The following is a 20,255-nucleotide window of genomic DNA, read 5'->3' as shown; positions in this document are numbered from 1 at the left end:
AGGTTCAAAAGTTAAGTGACGATAGCCTAGGAGATACACCTGTACCCATGCCGAACACAGTAGTTAAGCCCTAGAACGCCTGAAGTAGTTGGGGGTTGCCCCCTGTTAGATACGGTAGTCGCTTAGCTTAGAGGCCACTCAATGGGAGTTTAGCTCAGCTGGGAGAGCATCTGCCTTACAAGCAGAGGGTCAGCGGTTCGATCCCGTTAACTCCCATTTTAGCGGGTGTAGTTTAGTGGTAAAACTACAGCCTTCCAAGCTGTTGTCGCGAGTTCGATTCTCGTCACCCGCTTTATAGTTTTTCCCAAGCTATTGGCTTGGGCGCGTAGCTCAGGTGGTTAGAGCGCACGCCTGATAAGCGTGAGGTCGGTGGTTCGAGTCCACTCGTGCCCATTATCTATATTATTATGGTCCGTTGGTCAAGGGGTTAAGACACCGCCTTTTCACGGCGGTAACACGGGTTCGAATCCCGTACGGACTATATTATATTTGGAGGATTACCCAAGTCCGGCTGAAGGGAACGGTCTTGAAAACCGTCAGGCGTGTAAAAGCGTGCGTGGGTTCGAATCCCACATCCTCCTTATAACTATCGCGGGATGGAGCAGTTAGGTAGCTCGTCGGGCTCATAACCCGAAGGTCGTAGGTTCAAATCCTGCTCCCGCAATACATATAAATGTAGTTGGCTCGGTAGCTCAGTTGGTAGAGCAATGGATTGAAGCTCCATGTGTCGGCGGTTCGATTCCGTCTCGCGCCATTAAAATTTAATATTTTACGGAAAGATAGCGAAGAGGCTAAACGCGGCGGACTGTAAATCCGCTCCTTCGGGTTCGGGGGTTCGAATCCCTCTCTTTCCATCCTAAACGGGCATAGTTTAAAGGTAGAACTAAGGTCTCCAAAACCTTCAGTGTGGGTTCGATTCCTACTGCCCGTGTTAGAATATGGCGGGTGTGGTGAAGTGGTTAACACATCAGATTGTGGCTCTGACATTCGTGGGTTCGATTCCCATCACTCGCCTATTTTATTGGGGTATAGCCAAGCGGTAAGGCAAGGGACTTTGACTCCCTCATGCGTTGGTTCGAATCCAGCTACCCCAGTTTAAATATTATATTTAAAGCCGGCGTGGCGGAATTGGCAGACGCGCTGGACTCAAAATCCAGTGTCCTCACGGACGTGCCGGTTCGACCCCGGCCGCCGGTATACTTACAAAGACAAGGTTTTTAGACCTTGTCTTTTTTGTTTCATGTATTTTATTTTGTGATAGAGTTACTAAAAATTACTTAATATGATTTTTTTTGTATTTATGGTGTTATAATTTGTATATATACATAAGGAGACATTTTATGGTAAAAAAGATTGATTTTCATATTCATACTGTATCAAGTATTAAAGATTCTGGTTTTAAATTTTCAATGGATTGGTTAAGTAGATATGTTTCGTTGACAGATGTTGATTTATGGTTATCTTGGTTTGAAATGTGTGAGAGTTGTACTAAAATGACTAAATCATTAGAAATATTTCAGTCAGGATATTCAGATTTACGTTTTTTGAAAAATTTGAAATTTGAACAATTAACTAGGGAAGAAAAAATTAGAGCAATTATACTTTGTAATACTGATACAAATAAAAAGTTGGCAAGTCTCTTAACTAATTCATTGACAGATAAATTACTGAAGGATAAGTTAGAAATAATGGTAAAAAATTATAATTTCAATTGCTATTTAGAAGGGACGGTAAGACCGTGATAATCTGGAAAAAACTAAAATTGGATATTATAAAATACATATTTCAGACAATAATATTATCATTGTTAATGATCTCAGAGGCTTTTATATTAGAAATAATCATTAAAGTAGCTAAGTCAAAATCTTATGATACATTTTTTTTGATAACGTTAATAGTTATTGTGTTTATTGTTAGTCAAGCCATTGTTTATTTCTATCAGCAATTTTTAACACAAAAATTAAGTAATAAAGCTATAGCACTATATAGAAAAGATATTTTTGAAAAGCTTAGTGAGCGTCCGTTGGAGCAGTTATCTACTGATTCTAAAGGTATGTTTTTAGCAAGTCTTACTAATCAAACAGATTTGATATCTCAGAATTATTTTTATGTAATTTTTTGGGGAGGTTATCTGTTTTGTCAGTTTATATTATCAGTTATTGTTGCATTTTATGTCAATCCAACAATTGCTATTGCAGCACTCTTGTTGAGTTTACCTAACCTTTTAATAGCAATTTTCTTTAAGAAGAAATTAGAAAAACGGCAAAAAATACTAATTGATGCTGTTAATGATTATACAAGTGATGTTAAAGATTTGATAGATGGTATAATTGAATGGAAGATTTATAGTAATAACGAATCAATTAAGAAGGTTTTTAGTTGCAGCACACAAAATTTATTTCTAAAACAAGTATTTGTGGAACGATTTCAATATTTTGTGATATCACTTAATCATTTTTTCTCTAATTTACTTTTTTTTGGAAGTTGGCTTGTAGGAATTTATTTTATCATTGTAGGTCAATTAAATCTAGCAAGTATGGTAGGTTTTTCTCAGTTATTAATCAGAATATCTTTTCCTGTTTATAGCTCGTCAGATTTAATCACTCAGTATATAAGTGGTAAGAAAATTTTACTTTCAATTAACGAAATGTTGAATATTTCACCAAATACTTTCTTGGAAGCTGATATGATTGAAACTATAGAGGATATAGAAATAAAGAATTATTCATTTATTTCTTCTGACAATAGAGAGATTGAGCCATTAAACTTTACTATCCATAAGAACGAAAAATATCTTTTGAAAGGAGCTAGTGGGATTGGTAAAACTACTTTTCTGAGATCTCTGTTTAAAGAATATACATCTTATAATGGGGAGCTACTTTTGAATGGGAAAAATATTAAGAATATTGATGAAAATAGTATTTTTAAACAAATAGGATATGTTTCACAAAATCCACATATTTTTTCAGCCTCTTTAAGAGAAAATTTAACATTATTCTCAAATCACTATACTGAACAAGAATTATTCGAAGTCCTTCATTTTGTTGAGCTAGGTAAATGGGCTAATTCAGCTTCACTTTCTAATTTCTTGGGTGATAAAGGATTAAAGATCTCTGGTGGAGAAGTAAAAAGAGTTGCTCTTGCACGTGTACTTTTAGCAAATAAACCAATATTGTTTTTAGATGAATTAACTTCAGGGTTAGATCGGCAAACAGCAAATAAACTAGAAACTGCTTTATTAAAGTTAGATAAAACGATTATATATATAAGTCATACTGTTGATAGAGATGTAGAGATGCAGTTCAATCACTTGATTACATTTAAAACAAAAGATATTTTAAGTTTATAGAAATTAGCTAATAGATGCAGTAGTTGAGAAAATTCAGAATTAACATTATTATCATGATATTGAATTCGCTATTAAGTAGATATAGTTTCTCTTATAATTAAATTAATTTATAGTTACTCCAAAATCACTAAAATCTTAAAACCGTCTAGCTATTAGATTAATTTTCAAAACTCAAACGTTGTTATATCAATGTTTGCTATTTTTAAAAAGTGTTTGGTAGCACTCAAAATCCAGTGTCCTCACGGACGTGCCGGTTCGACCCCGGCCGCCGGTATACTTGAAAAGACAAGGTTTAATGACCTTGTTTTTTGTTTTGTCTCAACTCTCACTTATATATTATGCCTTATCCTACTGATAGGGTCTGTTTAATGATTTAGCTTTGTGGTATGATAGCTATGCATAAGTATTTTTGGGGTTGCTACTGCTGTGTGTTGTTATCTCTATTTGGATTGGGAAACTAGTTGTTAATTTGTTTAGGATATTTTGTGAGTTTTGTGGAGGCTTATGATGAGTGAATTTTGGGATATTTATACTGCTAATCGGGTGAAGACGGGCCGGGTGATGGAGCCTGGTTCTTTGTTTAAGCAAGGGGACTATCATTTGGTGGTGCATATTTGTTTGTTCAACGATGGGGGTGAGATGCTGATTCAGCAACGCCAAGCAGATAAAGCTGGATGGCCAGGACTTTGGGATGTAACTGTTGGTGGGAGTGCGCTTGCGGGTGAGACAGCACAACAAGCAGCTATGCGAGAGCTTAAGGAAGAATTGGGACTTTCTTTAGACTTGACTGGAGTGAGACCTCATTTCACTATTAATTTTGGCGAAGGATTTGATGATACGTTTTTAGTGACTGTTCCTTATCTTGGTGATTTGGAGAGTTTGGTTCTTCAGGAAGAAGAAGTTCAGGCAGTTCGTTGGGCTAATCGTCACGAAATTTTACGTATGATTGATGAAGGCTCATTTATCCCTTACCTGAAAAGCAAGATAGATTTGTGTTTTGATATGGTTGGTCAGTATGGGGCCCATCAGTCTCAAAGGAAATGATCCTTTCCATCTTTAATTAAATATTTTATTATTTTTCTATTATTGTGAAATAATTTAATTCAATTTATTTGTAATTGCTTTCTTTTTCTCTATAATAGTAATGTTAGAGATTTTGTGTGACATAGGGGGTTCTCATGACGATTCCTGTTTTCTTGGAATTAGTTGAAATCAAAGCAAAAACGGCTAGTATTCTTCCTTTCCTTATTGGTCTTTGTTTTAGTTACTACTATTACGGAACTATTCATCCTTGGTTGGTGTTCTTGTTTTTTATTTCCATGCTATTATTCAACATGTTTGTGGATATTTGGGATAATTATAATGATTACTTGCATGCACATGATAGTCATTATCAACGGGACACCAATATTATTGGTAGGGAGAAGCTTTCTTTGACGATTGTCAGGAGGCTGATGCTTGTTTTGTTTGTGGTTTCTGTTGTGATTGGTTTTGCACTAGCTTGGTTGGTGGGATGGCCTTTGCTACTGATGGGTGGTTTTTGCTATGCTGTAGGTATTTTGTATTCTGCAGGGCCAAGACCCCTGTCTAGTTTACCTTTAGGTGAGGTTTTTTCAGGCTTTACTATGGGCTTCATGATTACCTTAATCTGTGTTTATTTGAACACTTATCAACAATTTAGTTGGGATTGGCAGCGCTTAGCTAGTATTTTTTTGATTTCTCTTCCTAATACTTTATGGATTGCAAACTTGATGTTGGCTAATAACCTCTGTGATAAGGAAGAGGATGAACGTAATCATCGCTTTACTTTAGTCCACTATACGGGAACTAGAGGGGGCTTAATATTATTTTCTCTAAGCAATATTTTGGCTCTTTGTGCGATTGTGTTAGAATTTCTTTTTGGACTTGCTCCAGCTACTATTTTATTGACCTTGTTATTGATTCCTTTTATCTATAAACAGACCAAGCTATTGTGGTTGAAACAAATTAAAAAAGAGACATTTAGCTGTGCGATTCGTATTTTGGCTTTGGGTTCTACTTTACAAGCCTTGACTTACGTTATCGGTATTATTTTATGAGGAGACATGTAACAATGCAAGAAGTCTTAGTTTTAGGCGCAGGCTATGCTGGCTTAAAAGCAGTACGACAATTACAAAAACAAAAAGATGATTTCCATATTACCTTGATTGATCGTAATAGTTATCATTATGAGGCGACAGAACTTCATGAGGTGGCAGCAGGATCCCATTCAAAGGAGAAAATTTCTTATCCGATTTTGGATGTTATTAATCCTGATAAGGTGACTTTTTTACAAGATGAAGTGGTTCAAGTTAATCGTGAGGCTCAGACGGTAACTATGAAGGAAAATGGAACCTTGACTTATGACTATTTGATTGTGTCATTGGGCTTTACATCAGAAACGTTTGGTATTCCTGGGGCACAAGAAAATGCGCTTCAGATGGTTAATATTGAGACGGCTGAAGCTGTTCATGAGCATATTTTAAAAACGATGGCTAGTTACCGTGAGACTAAAGATGAGACATCTCTTCGTCTGTTGATTTGCGGAGCTGGGTTTACAGGAATTGAATTGGCAGGTGCCTTTGTGGATGAACGCCAATGCTATGCAAAACTTGCTGGTGTTGCTCCTGAGCAGATTGAGATTATTTGTGTGGAAGCAGCTAATCGTATTCTACCAATGTTTGATGACGCTCTTGCTCAGCATGGTGTTAATTTATTAAAGAAACTCGGTGTGAAGTTGATGCTTGGCTGCACGATTAAAGAAATTCAACCCGGTCATGTCTTATATGCGGTTGATTCTGAAGATATGGCTTTACAGTCTCTTGCTGCCGGGACAATTGTTTGGACCACAGGTGTGAGTGGTAGTCCAGTAATGGGGCAGTCAGGGTTTAACCAGCGTCGCGGTCGTGTGGTTGTGGGAAATGATTTGCGTGATCCTGAACATGATAATGTTTATGTGATTGGAGATGTATCAGCCTTTATGGACACGTCTTGTAATCGTCCGTTCCCAACAACTGCACAAATTGCAACACGCATGGGAACACATGCAGCCAAAAATGTGCTTCACCAATTAAGAGGGGAAGCGACAGAAGACTTTAGCTATCAACCTTTGGGAACAGTAGCATCGGTAGGGAATACACGTGCCTTTGGTTTGGTCGGTAAATTGCCAGTTAAGTCTTATCCTGCTTCTGTTATCAAAAAGAGTATTATGAACAAATCCCTTTTAGATATTGGAGGCTTAAAGGAGCTATTGGCGAAGGGTCGTTTTGACTTGTATCATTAATAAGATAGTCTGCTCTGCGGCTAGCAATATCCATATGGGGTAGCAATGTAGGTAACAAATTATTAATAGGTTGTGTCGGTCTAAGCCGATTTGAAACTGGAGGAAATTTATGACTATTGAGGCGTTGGCACGTTTTCAATTTGCAATGACAACTATTTTTCACTTTTTCTTTGTTCCTTTTTCTATTGGAATGTGTTTAATTGTTGCTATTTTAGAAACGTGTTATGTGGTCACTAAAAATGAAGACTACAAAAAGTTGACAAAATTTTGGGGTAACATGATGCTCTTGAGTTTTGCAGTTGGAGTTGTAACGGGGATTATTCAGGAATTTCAGTTTGGAATGAACTGGTCAGACTACTCACGTTTTGTGGGAGATATTTTTGGTGCTCCCCTTGCAGTCGAAGCGTTATTGGCTTTCTTTATGGAATCAACCTTCTTAGGGTTATGGATGTTTACTTGGGATAATCAGAAAGTCAGTAAGAAAGTCCATTTGAGTTTTATCTGGTTGGTTGTTTTTGGCTCTTTGATGTCTGCGATGTGGATTTTGATTGCTAATAGCTTTATGCAACATCCTGTTGGTTATACCATTGAAAATGGTCGTGCTCAAATGACAGACTTCTTTGCGTTGATTACCAATCCCCAGTTTTTCTATGAGTACAGCCATGTGATTACTGGTGCTATTACCATGGGTGGTATCTTGGTTGCAGGGATGTCGGCTTTCAAATTATTGAAAAAAGAGACGCTAAAAGAAACAACAGTTTCTCTTTACAAAAAATCTATTCGTATTGGGCTAGTTATTTCCCTTTTTGGCTCTTTGGCAGTTATGGGGGCAGGGGACTTGCAAATGAAAGCTTTACTCCATGAGCAACCCATGAAATTTGCTGCTATGGAAGGGGATTATGAAGATTCAGGTGATCCGGCTGCTTGGACAGTGGTTGCCTGGGCTAATGAAGCCGATAAAAAGCAAGTGTTTGGCATTAAAGTGCCTTACATGCTAAGTATTTTATCTTATGGCAAGCCATCAGGTGCAGTTCCTGGAATGAATACCGCTAATAAGGACTTGGTTAAGAAGTACGGGGAACGGAACTATTTCCCTATGGTTAATCTCCTGTTTTACAGCTTCCGATTGATGGCTGGTTTTGGGATGTTGATGCTTGGAGTATCTGTACTTGGTTTATTCTTGACACGAAAGAAAAAGCCAGTGCTTTATCAGCACAAGTGGCTGTTACGCATTATGGCACTGACGACATTTGCGCCATTTATTGCTAATACACTTGGTTGGATTATTACTGAGCAAGGGCGTTATCCTTGGACTGTTTATGGCTTGTTTACGATTAAAGATAGTGTGTCACCTAATGTTTCTGTGGCATCACTCTTAATATCAAATAGTGTTTATTTTGTCTTATTTAGTGGACTTGGTGCGATGATGGTAAGTTTAGTGATTCGAGAATTGCATAAAGGTCCTGAACACGAAGAGGCGCACTTATCCATAGCCAGTCAATCTTCTATTGTTCCATTTGAGAAGGGGGCATATTAAATGACGGCGTTACAATTCTTTTGGTTCTTTCTTATCGGCCTCTTGTTTGCAGGATTTTTCTTCTTAGAAGGTTTTGACTTTGGCGTTGGGATGGCTGTGCAAACCTTAGCCCATAATGAGCATGAAAAAGATCAGATTGTTGAAACTATCGGCCCTGTATGGGATGGTAATGAAGTCTGGTTGTTAACGGCAGGTGGTGCTATGTTTGCCTCATTCCCTTATTGGTATGCCTCATTATTTAGTGGCTATTACCTGATTCTACTAACTATTTTGTGTGGTTTGATTATTCGCGGAGTTTCCTTTGAATTTAGACACAAGGTTCCAGCGGAGCAAAAAAACATTTGGAATTGGACCTTAACCATTGGTTCAGCCCTTGTTCCCTTCTTCTTTGGGGTTATGTTTATTAGTTTGATTCAGGGTGTACCTCTTGATGCTAAAGGAAATATGATGGCTCACTTTGGGGATTATATTAATCTCTTTTCCCTTGTTGGTGGGGTGGCTGTGTTACTCTTATCTTACTTGCATGGTTTGAATTACATCAGCTTAAAAACGACTGGTCCTGTTAGGGATCGGGCTCGTAATTATGCAGCTTTTTTATACTGGGTCTTGTATCTTGGCTTGCTTGTTTTTGCCCTTCTTTTGTTCCTCAAAACAGATTTCTTTAGCCAACATGCTTTAGGAACACTAGTTTTATTGGTCGTGATTGTGGCTTTGTCCCTTTTTGCGCATGCTAGTGTCTTTAAACAACATGAAATGTCTGCTTTTATAGCAAGTGGGCTGACCTTTGTTGCTTTGGTCGCGCTCTTATTCCAAGGACTTTTCCCACGGGTAATGATTAGCTCCATTAGTTCAAAATACGATTTGTTGATTCAAAATGCGTCATCGTCACCTTATACTCTAAAAATCATGTCTATTGTGGCGATTAGCTTAGTGCCATTTGTTTTGGCCTATACTGTTTGGGCTTACTACATTTTTAGAAAACGTATTAGCCTTCCAGTGATTGTGACAGGAGACAAATAATGCTAGATAAAGCGGTGATGCGCTTGTCAGGTATTCATAAGATTATGGGATTGCTTGTGGGGCTGGATGTTCTTCAGGCAATCTTTATTATCGGACAAGCTTATTTTTTAAGTCGTACCATTACGGGTTTGTGGCAGGGGGATACTTTGTCAGTTCAATGGCCTGCAGTGTGTCTATTCTTATTATCGTATATGGGAAGGCACGTCATTACTTATATTAAAGATAATCGTTTGGACCATTTTGCCAGACGAGAATCTAGTCAGTTAAGGAAACAGTTGCTCGGGAAATTATTTGAGCTTGGTCCTCGAATTGTTCAGGAAGAGGGTACTGGAAATGTGATTACCATGGCACTTGATGGTATTGGGTTAGTCGAAAACTACCTCCATCTAATTTTGAGTAAGATGATCAACATGAGTATCATTCCTTGGTTTATTTTGGCAGTTGTGTTTTATTTAGATTGGGAATCTGGCTTGGTCTTGTTGCTAGTCTTTCCTTTGATCATTATTTTTATGGTTATTTTAGGATTTGCAGCGCAGGCAAAGGCTGATCGCCAGTATGCTTCTTATCAACGTTTGTCTAATCATTTTTTGGATTCGTTGCGAGGCATTGATACCTTAACATTTTTTGGTATTAGCAAGCGTTATGGCAAAAACATTTATCGTAGCAGTGAAGCTTTTCGTAAGGCAACCATGAGTAGTTTACGGATTGGGATTTTATCTACTTTTGCCTTGGATTTTTTCTCAACCTTGTCGATTGCCATTGTTGCTGTCCTTTTGGGACTTCGTTTGATTAAAGGAGAAATCTTACTCTTTCCAGCCTTGAGGGTGCTGATTTTGTCACCAGAATATTTTTTACCAGTGCGTGATTTTTCTAGTGACTACCATGCGACTTTGGATGGTAAAAATGCTTTTCAGGCTATTCAGAAGATTCTTAATCGTCCAAGTCATCGTAAGGCGCAACTAGAGCTTCCAAGATGGAGTGCCGACAGTCAGTTGGTCTTAGATAATATTGCCATTCAGTATGGGGATAAAGGTTTACTTGAAGAAACTTATTTTGCTGTCAGTGGTTTTCAAAAGGTTGGCATTATTGGGATGAGTGGTTCAGGAAAAACGAGTCTGATTAATCTCTTGAGTGGTTTTTTAGAAACGAGTGCTGGTCAAATTCGCTTGGGAGATCAAGTGCTTGATAACCTAGATCAGGAGGCTTGGCGTCAGCAGCTATTGTATATTCCTCAAAATCCATATGTTTTTGAAACCAGTTTGAGGAACAACATAACCTTTTACACACCAGATGCCAGTGATCAGGAAGTTTGGGAAGCCATTCGCGTGGTTGGTTTGGAAGAATTGGTAACAGCATTGCCAGACAGTTTGGATACACGCATCGGAAATGGGGCAAGGCCCCTAAGTGGTGGTCAGGCACAACGGATTGCCCTAGCGCGTGCTTTTTTAGATAAGAATCGTCGCGTTATGATTTTTGATGAACCAACTGCCCACCTTGATATTGAGACAGAACTAGAACTGAAAGAAAAAATGATTCCTTTAATGGAAAATCGTTTAGTCTTTTTTGCAACACATCGGTTGCACTGGCTTAATCAGATGGATGTGATTTTAGTGCTTGAAGACGGTCGCTTGGTTGAAATGGGAGATTATAATAGCCTTATTGCTCAAAAAGGCAAATTGTATCAGTTGACAGCAGCTATGGGAGGTGATGTGTGATGAAAATTCCCTTACGAGATGCCCTGAAACATGATGACTGGGTAAAACCCTATTTGAAACAATACCGAATCCCACTGGTTTTAGCCCTGTTTTTAGGATTTTGCACTTTCTTTTCAGCTGCGGCTTTGATGTTTAACTCTGGCTTTTTAATTAGCAAATCGGCTTCTTTGCCGACTAATATTTTGTTGGTTTACATTCCCATTGTTTTGACCCGTGCCTTTGGAATAGGACGTCCTGTCTTCAGGTATTTGGAACGTTTGACAAGCCATAACTGGGTGTTAAAAATGACCTCTAATCTTCGTTTAAAGCTTTATGAAGCTATTGAACAGGATGCTGTTTTTATGAAGCGTGATTATCGCTTGGGAGATGTGATGGGGTTACTGGCTGAAGACATTAATCACCTTCAGAACCTCTACTTACGAACGATTTTTCCAACCATTATTGCTTGGTTGCTCTATTTTGCTATTATTATTGGACTTGGATTTTTCTCTCCTTTCTTTGCCATTATGATGGCGCTCTATTTTTTAATTATTTTAGTGCTATTTCCTTTGTGGTCTGTGGTGGTTAATGGAGCTAGGCAAAAGCGGGAAAAGGCTTTGAAGAATGCACTGTATACAGACCTAACTGATAATGTCATGGGGATTTCTGATTGGATTTTTAGCCAACGGGGAGAGGATTATGTGCAGTTGCATGAGGCTTCTCAAGCAGACTTACAAGCCGTGCAGCAACAAATGCGTCATTTTCATCATGTACGAAATTTGTTGTTTGAATTGGTATTTGGACTTCTAGTGGTCTTAACCATTATTTGGACCTCAATGACCTTTTCTGGAGATCATGGAGGCCAAGCCAATTGGATTGCGGCGTTTATCTTATCTGTCTTTCCTTTGGTGGATGCCTTTGCTGGTTTATCGGTAGCAAGTCAAGAGACCAATGTCTACGCTGACTCAATTAGTCGTCTCAATGACCTACCTCACCCGAAAGAAAGCGAAATACAAGCTTTATCACCTCGGGTACCTCTTGATTTTCATATTGAGAATCTGACATTTCGTTATGGGTCAGAGGAGAAAAAAGTCTTGGATCACTTTAGTCTGGACATTAAGACTGGTGAGAAATTAGCTGTTCTAGGTCGTAGCGGCTCTGGGAAAAGCACTTTAGCGACCCTTTTACGTGGTGATTTGCTTGCTGAAGAAGGCCAAATCTTGTTAGGAGGTGTTCCTGTGACCCAATTAGGTGATCAGGTTGCTGAATATATTGGTGTTATCCAACAGGCTCCTTATCTCTTCAACACAACACTGCTTAATAACTTGCGTTTGGGAAATGAAGATGCCAGCTTATCTCAGGTTTGGGAGGTTTTAGACCGTGTTGGCCTGCGTAAAATGGTAGAGCAGTTACCAGATGGCTTGAACACTATGGTTGATGAAGCAGGCTTGCGTTTTTCAGGCGGGGAAAGACACCGCTTGGCTTTGGCTCGTATTTTACTGCAAGAAAGCCCAATTGTTATATTGGATGAACCAACTGTTGGGCTAGATCCCATTACGGAAAAAAACTTGTTAGCCACCTTTATGGAAGCTTTGGAAGGCAAGACCTTAATTTGGATTACCCATCATTTGAAAGGGATTGAACATGCTGATCGTGTGATTTTCTTAGAAGGTGGTAAACTTGAAATGGTAGGAACTCCAAAGCAACTCTATGCTACCAGTGACAGGTATCGTCGCCTGAAAGCCATTGATGATGGCAAGTGGTAATACAATAAAAAAAGAAGCCTGAGACAGCGTGTTGTGCTGTTTCAGGCTTCTTTGGGTTTTAAAACTTAGATATGACGTTTAAGCAGGTGATCTGTTAATTGCAGCAGTTGCTTTTGAGCTTTGATTTTTGGTAATTGTTTGATGTCAATGATAGCTTTTTCGGTAAAGCGTCTTGCGAGTTGCCGAGAAGCTTCAATACCACCAAGGTCTATAACTTTTTGGGAGACTAACTGTCGCTCTGCTAGGGTTATTGCTCTGCCTTTGTCAAGGAGAGGTTTGAAACTTGTTGGTTCTTTTTGTAGCGCAAAAAGGAGAGGCAAACTATAAACACCTGTTGTTAGGTCTTCCAAGACAGGTTTGTTAAAGGTGTTCTGATCTGCGGTATAGTCTAAAATATCGTCTAAAATCTGAAAGGCCATACCTATATTAAAGCCGATTCTGCCAGCTAAAGCGACAATTTTGCCATCTGCTCCTCCAAAATACGCTCCTTCTTTACTTGCTAGTCTAAAAAGCTCTGCTGTTTTACCAGAAATAGAATGGAGATAGCTACGGATGGTTTGTTCTTGATTAAATTGTAGATGCATTTGGTTAAGCTCACCCATTAAAATTTTCTTCATGGTTTTGGCGTTTACCGTCATATAAGGAGTATCTGCCATGCTTTCTAAAATTAACTCAAAAAAGACAGTGAATAGTAAGTCTCCAGTATAAACAGCGACATCTTTCCCAAATTGACTTTGAATGGTTTCTTGCCCTCGTCTGAGAGGCGAATCATCGATAATATCATCGTGGATGAGGGTTGCCATGTGTAGAATTTCAAGTGAAGTAGCAATTTTGAGCAGTTTGTCTTCATCCACAGATTCTTCTTGTCCAAATTCTGAGAAAAGATAGAAGAAAGCAGGACGGAGGTATTTTCCCCCTGCGGTGCTGAGGTCAACAATAGCAGTTTCGATAGCGGGGTTTCTAACTGCAACTCGTTTGTCAATTAAGGCACAGATTTGGTTAATTTTGGCCTGCATACGAGGGTTTTTGCTCCAAAACGAAGACATAGTGTACTCCTTGGTTACTTTATTTCTTTATTTTACCGTATTTAAGGCACTATTACTAGGATTAGAATTAAGAAATCTTCTGCTTTTTAAAGGGGATTAAGAGAAGTCTATTTTTTAGAAGCGATTTTACGAATGGATAGATGAGATCATTTCAAAATACGAGAGGAGGCTTGCTTTAGAAAGAATACATTTATTTGAATTTTTCTCGAGGTTTGTGTATATTTGTTAGTGTAACGACAATAGAGTAAGGAGTATTATGGTGACAATCATTGAGAGAGCTCCTGCAAAAATCAATTTAGGGCTGGATATTCAGGGGAAACGCTCAGATGGGTATCATGATTTGTCCATGGTTATGGTTAGTATTGACTTATGCGACTATGTGACTGTTGATCATTTGGACGAGGACAGGATTGTTTTTTCATCCAATTGTCCTAAAATGCCTACTAATCACAACAATGATGTCTATAAGGCTGCTCAGTTAATGAAAGACCGCTTTCAGATTAAAACAGGAGTGTCACTTTTTTTAGAAAAACGCATTCCAGTTTGTGCTGGCATGGGTGGCGGATCGAGTGATGCAGCAGCAACCATCAGAGCCTTGAATCAATTATGGCACTTAGCCCTCAGTCAGAAAGATATGATTGAAATAGGGATGCAGATTGGTAGTGATGTCCCTTATTGTTTAGTTGCAGGATGTGCCCAAGTGACAGGTAAAGGGGAAGTGGTCAGCCAACTTGCTGGTCAGTTATCGTCTTGGGTGGTTTTGGTAAAACCAGAATTTGGCATTTCGACACGTACAGTATTTCCGGATATTAATTGTGACACCATTTCAAGAGTGTCTATTGCTAACTTGGTTGCTGCGATTGAAGCGGGTGACTATAATGGGATATTGGCTGAAATGGGCAATTCTCTGGAAGATATTTCCATTGCCAAGCGTCCCTTTATCCAAAAAATAAAGGACAAAATGATGCAATCTGGTGCTGACATTGCCTTGATGACAGGCAGTGGACCTACGGTTTTTGCCCTGTGTCAAACAGAAAAGCAGGCTAACCGAGTGGTCAATAGTTTAAAAGGGTTTTGTAAGGAAGTTTATAAGGTGAGAACCCTGTAAATCCGTGCTGGGTTTGCTTCTTTGGGGGCTTTATGTTATAATTAACTGGTTAATGAAAGAGAGTAGTTATGGGGACTTTAGAAAAAAAACTGGATAGTTTAGTAAATGCGATTTTGATGAAGGCTGAAAATCAGCATGAATTATTGTTTGGGGCTTGTCAAAGCGATGTCAAGCTTACCAATACACAAGAACATATTCTAATGTTGTTATCGCAAGAGCGTCTGACCAATACAGACTTGGCTAGAAAACTAAATATCAGTCAGGCAGCGGTTACCAAAGCTATTAAAAGTTTGGTGAAACAAGACATGTTAGCAGGGATTAAAGATACTGTCGATGCTAGGGTGACTTATTTTGAACTAACAGAATTAGCTAAACCGATTGCTAAAGAACATACCCACCATCATGACGAAACCTTAAATGTTTACAGCCGCTTGTTGAAGAAATTCTCCGCAGAAGAACAAGAGGTGGTTGACAAGTTTTTAACAGTTTTCGCGGAGGAATTAGAAGGGTAGTCCATGAGATACATATCAGTGGAAAATCTCTCCTTTCAATATGAGAGTGAGCCAGTTTTAGAAGGCATCACTTACCATTTAGATAGTGGAGAATTTGTCACCATGACTGGCGAAAATGGTGCCGCAAAGTCAACCTTGATTAAGGCGACCTTAGGCATTCTCAAGCCAAAAGTTGGTCAAGTTACCATTGCCAAGAAAAATAAAGATGGTAAAAAATTAAGAATTGCTTATTTGCCACAACAAGTGGCTAGTTTTAATGCTGGTTTTCCCTCTACAGTTTATGAGTTTGTCAAGTCAGGTCGCTACCCACGCAGTGGTTGGTTTAGACACTTAAACAAACATGACGAGGAACATGTTCAGGCAAGTCTTGAAGCTGTTGGCATGTGGGAAAGTCGCCATAAGAGAATTGGTAGTTTATCAGGTGGTCAAAAACAACGTGTGGTTATTGCTCGTATGTTTGCTTCTGACCCTGATATTTTTGTGCTAGATGAGCCAACGACAGGAATGGACAGTGGGACAACTGATACTTTCTATGAATTGATGCACCACAGTGCGCATAAACATGGCAAATCGGTATTGATGATTACTCATGATCCCGAAGAAGTAAAGGCCTATGCTGATCGCAATATTCATTTGATTAGGAATCAAAAGCTTCCTTGGCGTTGTTTCAACATTCATGATGTTGAAGCGGACGATGATAAAGGAGGTCATGCGCATGCTTGATATTTTGTCCTATGACTTTATGCAACGGGCGGTAATGGCTGTTGTGGCGATTAGTATTTTTGCTCCAATTTTAGGGATTTTTCTCATTTTGCGTCGTCAGAGTTTGATGAGTGATACCCTTAGTCACGTTTCTCTAGCTGGGGTAGCTTTTGGGGTGGTTCTTGGAATTTCACCAACTATCACCACTATTATCGTGGTAGTTTTGGCTGCGATTTTACTAGAATACCTGCGTGTTGTTTACAAGCACTATATGGAAATTTCGACGGCTATTTTGATGTCCCTTGGTTTGGCTTTGTCCTTGATTATCATGAGTAAGTCTAACAGTTCTTCCAACATGAGTTTGGAACAGTATCTTTTTGGGTCTATTATCACAATTAGTATGGAGCAAGTTATTGCCTTATTTGCTATCGCGGTGATTATTTTGGTTTTGACCATTCTTTTCATTCGTCCAATGTATATTTTGACCTTTGATGAGGATACTGCTTTTGTAGATGGTCTGCCTGTTCGCTTGATGTCTGTTCTGTTTAATATTGTGACAGGGGTAGCCATTGCCCTGACTATTCCGGCAGCAGGAGCACTCTTAGTTTCAACGATTATGGTTTTGCCAGCAAGTATTGCCATGAGATTGGGTAAAAATTTCAAATCTGTTATCTTTATTGGTATTGCTATCGGTTTTGTTGGGATGCTTTGTGGCATTTTCCTTTCCTACTATTGGGAAACCCCAGCCAGTGCAACTATTACGATGATTTTCATTAGTATCTTCCTTGTGGTGAACCTTTTGGCGTTGATTCGTAAAAAACTATAAAAAACTATAAAAAATAAGAGCTTAGAACGACTGTTCTGAGCTCTTTAGTTATTGCTGTTTAGTAAGTTAAGACAGCGTAACTTTACTTACTGTTGTTACAAACCCTTATAAAATAAGTGTTTATGCGGGTTATCGCCTTCTTAATTTAGTTTTTGTGGACTTACAGGTTATTTATAGCTTTCTCAAAATAGGAAACAGCTTCCTTTTCTTTTTCTTTTGAGATATGTCCGTACGTGTCTAAGGTCATTTTGATATTGGAGTGACCTAATCGGTGTTGAAGTTCCTTATAACTAATACCAGCGTTCAGCAATAAACTAGCGTGAGTGTGTCTAAAAGCGTGAAAGGTGAAGCGAGGGATGTCTACTTCTTTGCAACGGTGTGCTAATGCTTTTGATCTAACGTCACTACTCGCGTATGTTAGGGTTGGACTAGCAAAAATAACTTTAGGAGCACGCGCACCGATTTCTAAAAAAATTAATCTTTGCCTATTCCTATATTGTTTTAACAGTAGAACCAGTTTGTTATCAATGCTAATGATACGCTTACCGGATTTTGTCTTGGGTGTGCTGATTTGATTGATTTGTCGGTTATACGTCTTTGAGATACTAACGGTACCAGCTTCTAAATCAATATCAGACCATTCGAGAGCTACCGCTTCACCAAAACGGCAACCAGTGGCTAACAAAAAGCGATAAAGGACGTTATCATAATAATATTGATATTTGGTTGGTGCTAATGTTTCCATATAGTTGAGCAATGATTTTAGATTTTGAGGATTAATAAATTTTACCCTATCGACTGATTTCTTTTGCTTTTTAGGGATAATGATTACCCTAGCTGGATTATAGGGAATAAGTTGCAATAGTACCGCATATTGGAGAATTCTGCGGTTAATAGAGCAAGCAACCTTAAAATTTACTAAGGTGTGTGCTAGTTTATTGGCAAATTGTTGAACAAAGCTAGGAGTTATTCTTTCTAACTTCATATTACCGAAAACGGGCAAAATATGATTTTTAAGCAGCAATTTAGTGCTTTCATAAGTCTGTGGCTTAACGGTGAGCTGAGAACTGTTTAGCCATAGTTCTGCCAACTCTTGATAATTCCTAATCTGTGCTTCTTTATGTATTGTAGAACCATTAGACAGGAAGTCAAACTGCGCGTGCTTGGCTTTTTGCTTGACCTCTGTTTGTGTTCTTCCTGTGATGCTTGTTTTTACCCTCTTACCTGTCATTTGGTCAATGCCTAGATAAATACTAGCACGATAAACGATTGTACCGTTTTTCTTCTTATGTTCTGTTATTTTCATGATCATAAACCTTTCCATCAGCAGACAAGCTATTATCAAAAGAGTTTTAGATTAGTTCATATCATGGTATAATAATGGTATCGGGTAAATATCCGAAATATTATAAAAGAAAATCATGGTATAATATTAGGCTTTTTAAGACCTTGCGAGCGTGGAAAACTTGCGGGGTCTTTTTTGTTTGGTTTTGTAAGGTATAGAGAGTTTCAGAAGAAGTTTTGCATGTCTAAAAACTAGGTCAAGGTTTACATGGATTCGAGCTCTTGAAAATGATTGCCTTTGGTACTCTGATAGTAGCTATCATGAATAACAAGAACAAATAGAAAAACCGTCCCACACTTTAGCCAATCGTGGACGGTTTATAGAAAATATAAACAAATACGGTACGGCTGCCGTCTTAAACGGTGCTACCTTTTTCTATGTCCATTATAGCTTTGTTTGATAAAGAAGTCAAAGGGTATAGTTAGAAAGTATAGTCTTTGGTACTCTCAGAGCGCCTTAGCATTATCTAAATGAATAAAAATAATTTTATACACTTTATTATGCAACCACTTGACAGATAAGATAATAGTTTTTAGTTATAGGTCGTTTTTCCTGCTCTAGTAGCTCATTTTTAGATTTAAAACAGCGGGATATAGTTTTACCCTGCTAGAGTATTTCATGTCTGTTTCAACACATTATAGTGGGTATTTTCGACCTTAAAATAGAAACTATGGGCTATCCATCTCTATCTTTGCTAAATATGACAAAAATTCCAAAAGCTAAAATCAACTTGATAACTCCTCTTAGATACTCACCAGATAGAAGCATATCAATACCTGTCACTGAAATAGAAATACCACACAGTGTCAAAAATACTTGCTTTTTGTTTATACTCATAGAAAATCTCCTTTTATTGAAATACAACCACGCGCATAACGCTGAACTCCGAGCGAACTTCGAGAATAGAAGGTTACTACTCCCAAACACGAACACATGGTCGCATTTCGGAATGCTGGAAAATGTTGGCACGTACTGACATAATACGTCAACCTATTTCAATAGTTCTAAAACGCTCGGTAAATTCACTTAAAGAACTTGAAAAAACTTGATATATCGGTCGTTTATTAATTTACTTTTTCGTTGTGACAGTTTCTAAAATCAGTTGGCATTTTTAACGTATAGTATTCAGAAAATCGGACTTTTCGGCTGTCTTAAAGAGCAAAATGCGAGTTCTTAAAGGGAAAGTGAACAAAATTAGTGGAAAATAGTGGAATTCGGCGCGTGGGTATCAGATAGTCATGATTTAGATGTAAAACTCCCAATAACTTCTCCGATAATCCTGAAGTCGCGCCGACCAAAGTTGATCGCGGGGCTTTTTGATTTGTTATCTAATTTTTTCAATTCTTGAAGAGCTTTTTGATTATTGTTAACAAGCGTTTGATATTGTTCTTTAGCTATTCGGTTTAGTTCTTTTAGTCGAGTTGGGCTATCAATCCCAGATTTTATCATTTCAGAATTGAGTAATTGGGTGTTATTGATAACCAGTAGTTCTTCAATACTAGCGTTATTTCTTAGAGTCCCTTCTTTATTTGGAAATTGTTTTTGAAATTGCTTGGCAGTCATCCCGAAGACAGCGACATTCACAAGGTCTGCTTCATTGGCATAAGCGTAACGTTGTTGGGCTGGTGTGATGGTTGGAACAATGTGTTCTTTAACAGCATCAGTTTGAAAACCGTAATTGAGTTTAGATAGGTAGCGATTGACTCTCGACTCAATTTGATTCTTATAAGCTTCCTCTTGCTTTAGTCTTTGGTAGTCTTGTATGATGTAGAGTTTAAACTCTGGGGAAATCCACGAAGCAAACTCAAAAGCAATATCGGAATGAGCATAAGTGCCCCCACCACGTCCTGAACGTGAGGTGATACCGACAACATTCATTCGTTCAATCCATTGTTTTGGAGTAATAATTAGTCGACCAGGCTCACTTCTAAACGATTGGAATTCCAATCGTTTAGAAGTGGGATTATTTAGTACCTCCCACGCTGCCAAAAAGTCAATCGTAGCGTAAGAACTAAGCCAGTTAGTGACTACCATTCTAGGGTCTTCACT

General features: G+C 38.4%; 17 protein-coding genes, 12 tRNA genes and 1 rRNA gene. 26 read left to right on the top strand and 4 right to left on the bottom strand.

Annotated features, from left to right (window positions below; all coding sequences use genetic code 11):
- Positions 1 to 11 precede the first annotated feature (11 nt).
- The 22 genes from rrf to cydC all read left to right on the top strand — a co-directional run bounded on the left by rrf (position 12) and on the right by cydC (position 12,667).
- Positions 12 to 127 (top strand): 5S ribosomal RNA (rrf, locus tag ACYTR8_RS02190).
- Between the two features lie 16 nt (positions 128 to 143).
- A tRNA-Val gene (locus tag ACYTR8_RS02185) sits at positions 144 to 216 on the top strand.
- A 5-nt stretch (positions 217 to 221) separates the two neighbouring features.
- Positions 222 to 292: transfer RNA gene (locus ACYTR8_RS02180), tRNA-Gly, on the top strand.
- Positions 293 to 319: 27 nt separating this feature from the next.
- A tRNA-Ile gene (locus ACYTR8_RS02175) sits at positions 320 to 393 on the top strand.
- A gap of 16 nt (positions 394 to 409) precedes the next feature.
- Positions 410 to 481, top strand: a tRNA-Glu gene (locus tag ACYTR8_RS02170).
- Between the two features lie 10 nt (positions 482 to 491).
- Positions 492 to 581: transfer RNA gene (locus tag ACYTR8_RS02165), tRNA-Ser, on the top strand.
- A gap of 9 nt (positions 582 to 590) precedes the next feature.
- Positions 591 to 664, top strand: a tRNA-Met gene (locus tag ACYTR8_RS02160).
- A gap of 17 nt (positions 665 to 681) precedes the next feature.
- A tRNA-Phe gene (locus ACYTR8_RS02155) sits at positions 682 to 754 on the top strand.
- Positions 755 to 773: 19 nt separating this feature from the next.
- Positions 774 to 854: transfer RNA gene (locus ACYTR8_RS02150), tRNA-Tyr, on the top strand.
- A gap of 6 nt (positions 855 to 860) precedes the next feature.
- Positions 861 to 931: transfer RNA gene (locus tag ACYTR8_RS02145), tRNA-Trp, on the top strand.
- Between the two features lie 10 nt (positions 932 to 941).
- A tRNA-His gene (locus ACYTR8_RS02140) sits at positions 942 to 1,014 on the top strand.
- 8 nt (positions 1,015 to 1,022) lie between these two features.
- Positions 1,023 to 1,094, top strand: a tRNA-Gln gene (locus tag ACYTR8_RS02135).
- Between the two features lie 19 nt (positions 1,095 to 1,113).
- Positions 1,114 to 1,197, top strand: a tRNA-Leu gene (locus ACYTR8_RS02130).
- A 143-nt stretch (positions 1,198 to 1,340) separates the two neighbouring features.
- Positions 1,341 to 1,742, top strand: coding sequence for a hypothetical protein (locus ACYTR8_RS02125; protein WP_479641598.1), 402 nt, complete (start codon positions 1,341 to 1,343; stop codon positions 1,740 to 1,742).
- Between the two features lie 20 nt (positions 1,743 to 1,762).
- Positions 1,763 to 3,349 (top strand): ATP-binding cassette domain-containing protein, encoded by a 1,587-nt coding sequence (locus ACYTR8_RS02120; protein ID WP_479641597.1) that lies wholly within the window; start codon positions 1,763 to 1,765, stop codon positions 3,347 to 3,349.
- Between the two features lie 507 nt (positions 3,350 to 3,856).
- A complete protein-coding gene (locus tag ACYTR8_RS02115) occupies positions 3,857 to 4,393 on the top strand; it encodes an NUDIX hydrolase (RefSeq protein WP_443597147.1) in 537 nt (178 codons plus the stop codon).
- Between the two features lie 134 nt (positions 4,394 to 4,527).
- Positions 4,528 to 5,427 carry a prenyltransferase gene (locus ACYTR8_RS02110; protein WP_111714726.1) on the top strand — a complete coding sequence of 300 codons (900 nt, stop codon included), beginning with the start codon at positions 4,528 to 4,530 and terminating at the stop codon, positions 5,425 to 5,427.
- 14 nt (positions 5,428 to 5,441) lie between these two features.
- Positions 5,442 to 6,650: an NAD(P)/FAD-dependent oxidoreductase gene (locus ACYTR8_RS02105; protein ID WP_269759962.1), complete on the top strand. Its 1,209-nt coding sequence runs from the start codon at positions 5,442 to 5,444 to the stop codon at positions 6,648 to 6,650.
- Positions 6,651 to 6,759: 109 nt separating this feature from the next.
- Positions 6,760 to 8,187, top strand: a complete 1,428-nt coding sequence (locus tag ACYTR8_RS02100) for a cytochrome ubiquinol oxidase subunit I (protein ID WP_479641596.1) — start codon at positions 6,760 to 6,762, stop codon at positions 8,185 to 8,187.
- Positions 8,188 to 9,207 carry a cytochrome d ubiquinol oxidase subunit II gene (gene cydB / locus ACYTR8_RS02095; RefSeq protein WP_111714733.1) on the top strand — a complete coding sequence of 340 codons (1,020 nt, stop codon included), beginning with the start codon at positions 8,188 to 8,190 and terminating at the stop codon, positions 9,205 to 9,207.
- Positions 9,207 to 10,922 carry a thiol reductant ABC exporter subunit CydD gene (cydD, locus tag ACYTR8_RS02090; RefSeq protein ID WP_479641595.1) on the top strand — a complete coding sequence of 572 codons (1,716 nt, stop codon included), beginning with the start codon at positions 9,207 to 9,209 and terminating at the stop codon, positions 10,920 to 10,922. The genes cydB and cydD overlap by 1 nt, the downstream gene beginning before the upstream one ends.
- Positions 10,919 to 12,667, top strand: coding sequence for a thiol reductant ABC exporter subunit CydC (gene cydC / locus ACYTR8_RS02085; protein WP_479641594.1), 1,749 nt, complete (start codon positions 10,919 to 10,921; stop codon positions 12,665 to 12,667). The genes cydD and cydC overlap by 4 nt, the downstream gene beginning before the upstream one ends.
- A 65-nt stretch (positions 12,668 to 12,732) precedes the next feature.
- On the opposite strand, the gene ACYTR8_RS02080 is transcribed toward cydC, so the two are convergent.
- Positions 12,733 to 13,713, bottom strand: coding sequence for a polyprenyl synthetase family protein (locus tag ACYTR8_RS02080; RefSeq protein ID WP_129555178.1), 981 nt, complete (start codon positions 13,711 to 13,713; stop codon positions 12,733 to 12,735).
- Between the two features lie 256 nt (positions 13,714 to 13,969).
- Here ACYTR8_RS02080 and ispE point away from each other — a divergent pair, with 256 nt between their 5' ends.
- From ispE to ACYTR8_RS02060, 4 genes are all read left to right on the top strand, one after another.
- Positions 13,970 to 14,821 carry a 4-(cytidine 5'-diphospho)-2-C-methyl-D-erythritol kinase gene (gene ispE / locus ACYTR8_RS02075; protein WP_065355136.1) on the top strand — a complete coding sequence of 284 codons (852 nt, stop codon included), beginning with the start codon at positions 13,970 to 13,972 and terminating at the stop codon, positions 14,819 to 14,821.
- A 68-nt stretch (positions 14,822 to 14,889) separates the two neighbouring features.
- Positions 14,890 to 15,333: a zinc-dependent MarR family transcriptional regulator gene (locus tag ACYTR8_RS02070; protein ID WP_479641593.1), complete on the top strand. Its 444-nt coding sequence runs from the start codon at positions 14,890 to 14,892 to the stop codon at positions 15,331 to 15,333.
- Positions 15,334 to 15,336: 3 nt separating this feature from the next.
- Positions 15,337 to 16,056 (top strand): metal ABC transporter ATP-binding protein, encoded by a 720-nt coding sequence (locus ACYTR8_RS02065; RefSeq protein ID WP_111714744.1) that lies wholly within the window; start codon positions 15,337 to 15,339, stop codon positions 16,054 to 16,056.
- A complete protein-coding gene (locus ACYTR8_RS02060) occupies positions 16,049 to 16,861 on the top strand; it encodes a metal ABC transporter permease (protein ID WP_003055293.1) in 813 nt (270 codons plus the stop codon). The genes ACYTR8_RS02065 and ACYTR8_RS02060 overlap by 8 nt, the downstream gene beginning before the upstream one ends.
- A gap of 160 nt (positions 16,862 to 17,021) precedes the next feature.
- Here the strand turns inward: ACYTR8_RS02060 and ACYTR8_RS02055 are convergent, their stop codons facing one another.
- From ACYTR8_RS02055 to ACYTR8_RS02045, 3 genes are all read right to left on the bottom strand, one after another.
- The gene (locus tag ACYTR8_RS02055; protein ID WP_479641592.1) at positions 17,022 to 18,167 is read right to left on the bottom strand and encodes a tyrosine-type recombinase/integrase; all 1,146 of its coding nucleotides are present in this window, start codon (positions 18,165 to 18,167) and stop codon (positions 17,022 to 17,024) included.
- Between the two features lie 714 nt (positions 18,168 to 18,881).
- Positions 18,882 to 19,043 carry a hypothetical protein gene (locus ACYTR8_RS02050; RefSeq protein WP_164714879.1) on the bottom strand — a complete coding sequence of 54 codons (162 nt, stop codon included), beginning with the start codon at positions 19,041 to 19,043 and terminating at the stop codon, positions 18,882 to 18,884.
- Positions 19,044 to 19,442: 399 nt separating this feature from the next.
- Complete coding sequence (locus tag ACYTR8_RS02045) at positions 19,443 to 20,240, bottom strand: KilA-N domain-containing protein (RefSeq protein WP_479641591.1); 798 nt, start codon at positions 20,238 to 20,240, stop codon at positions 19,443 to 19,445.
- Between the last annotated feature and the right edge of the window lie 15 nt (positions 20,241 to 20,255).

It is taken from the genome of Streptococcus sp. F2 (assembly GCF_056500955.1).
The sequence above is the reverse complement of the archived record's forward strand: the minus strand, read 5'-3'. Positions and strand labels throughout refer to the sequence as shown.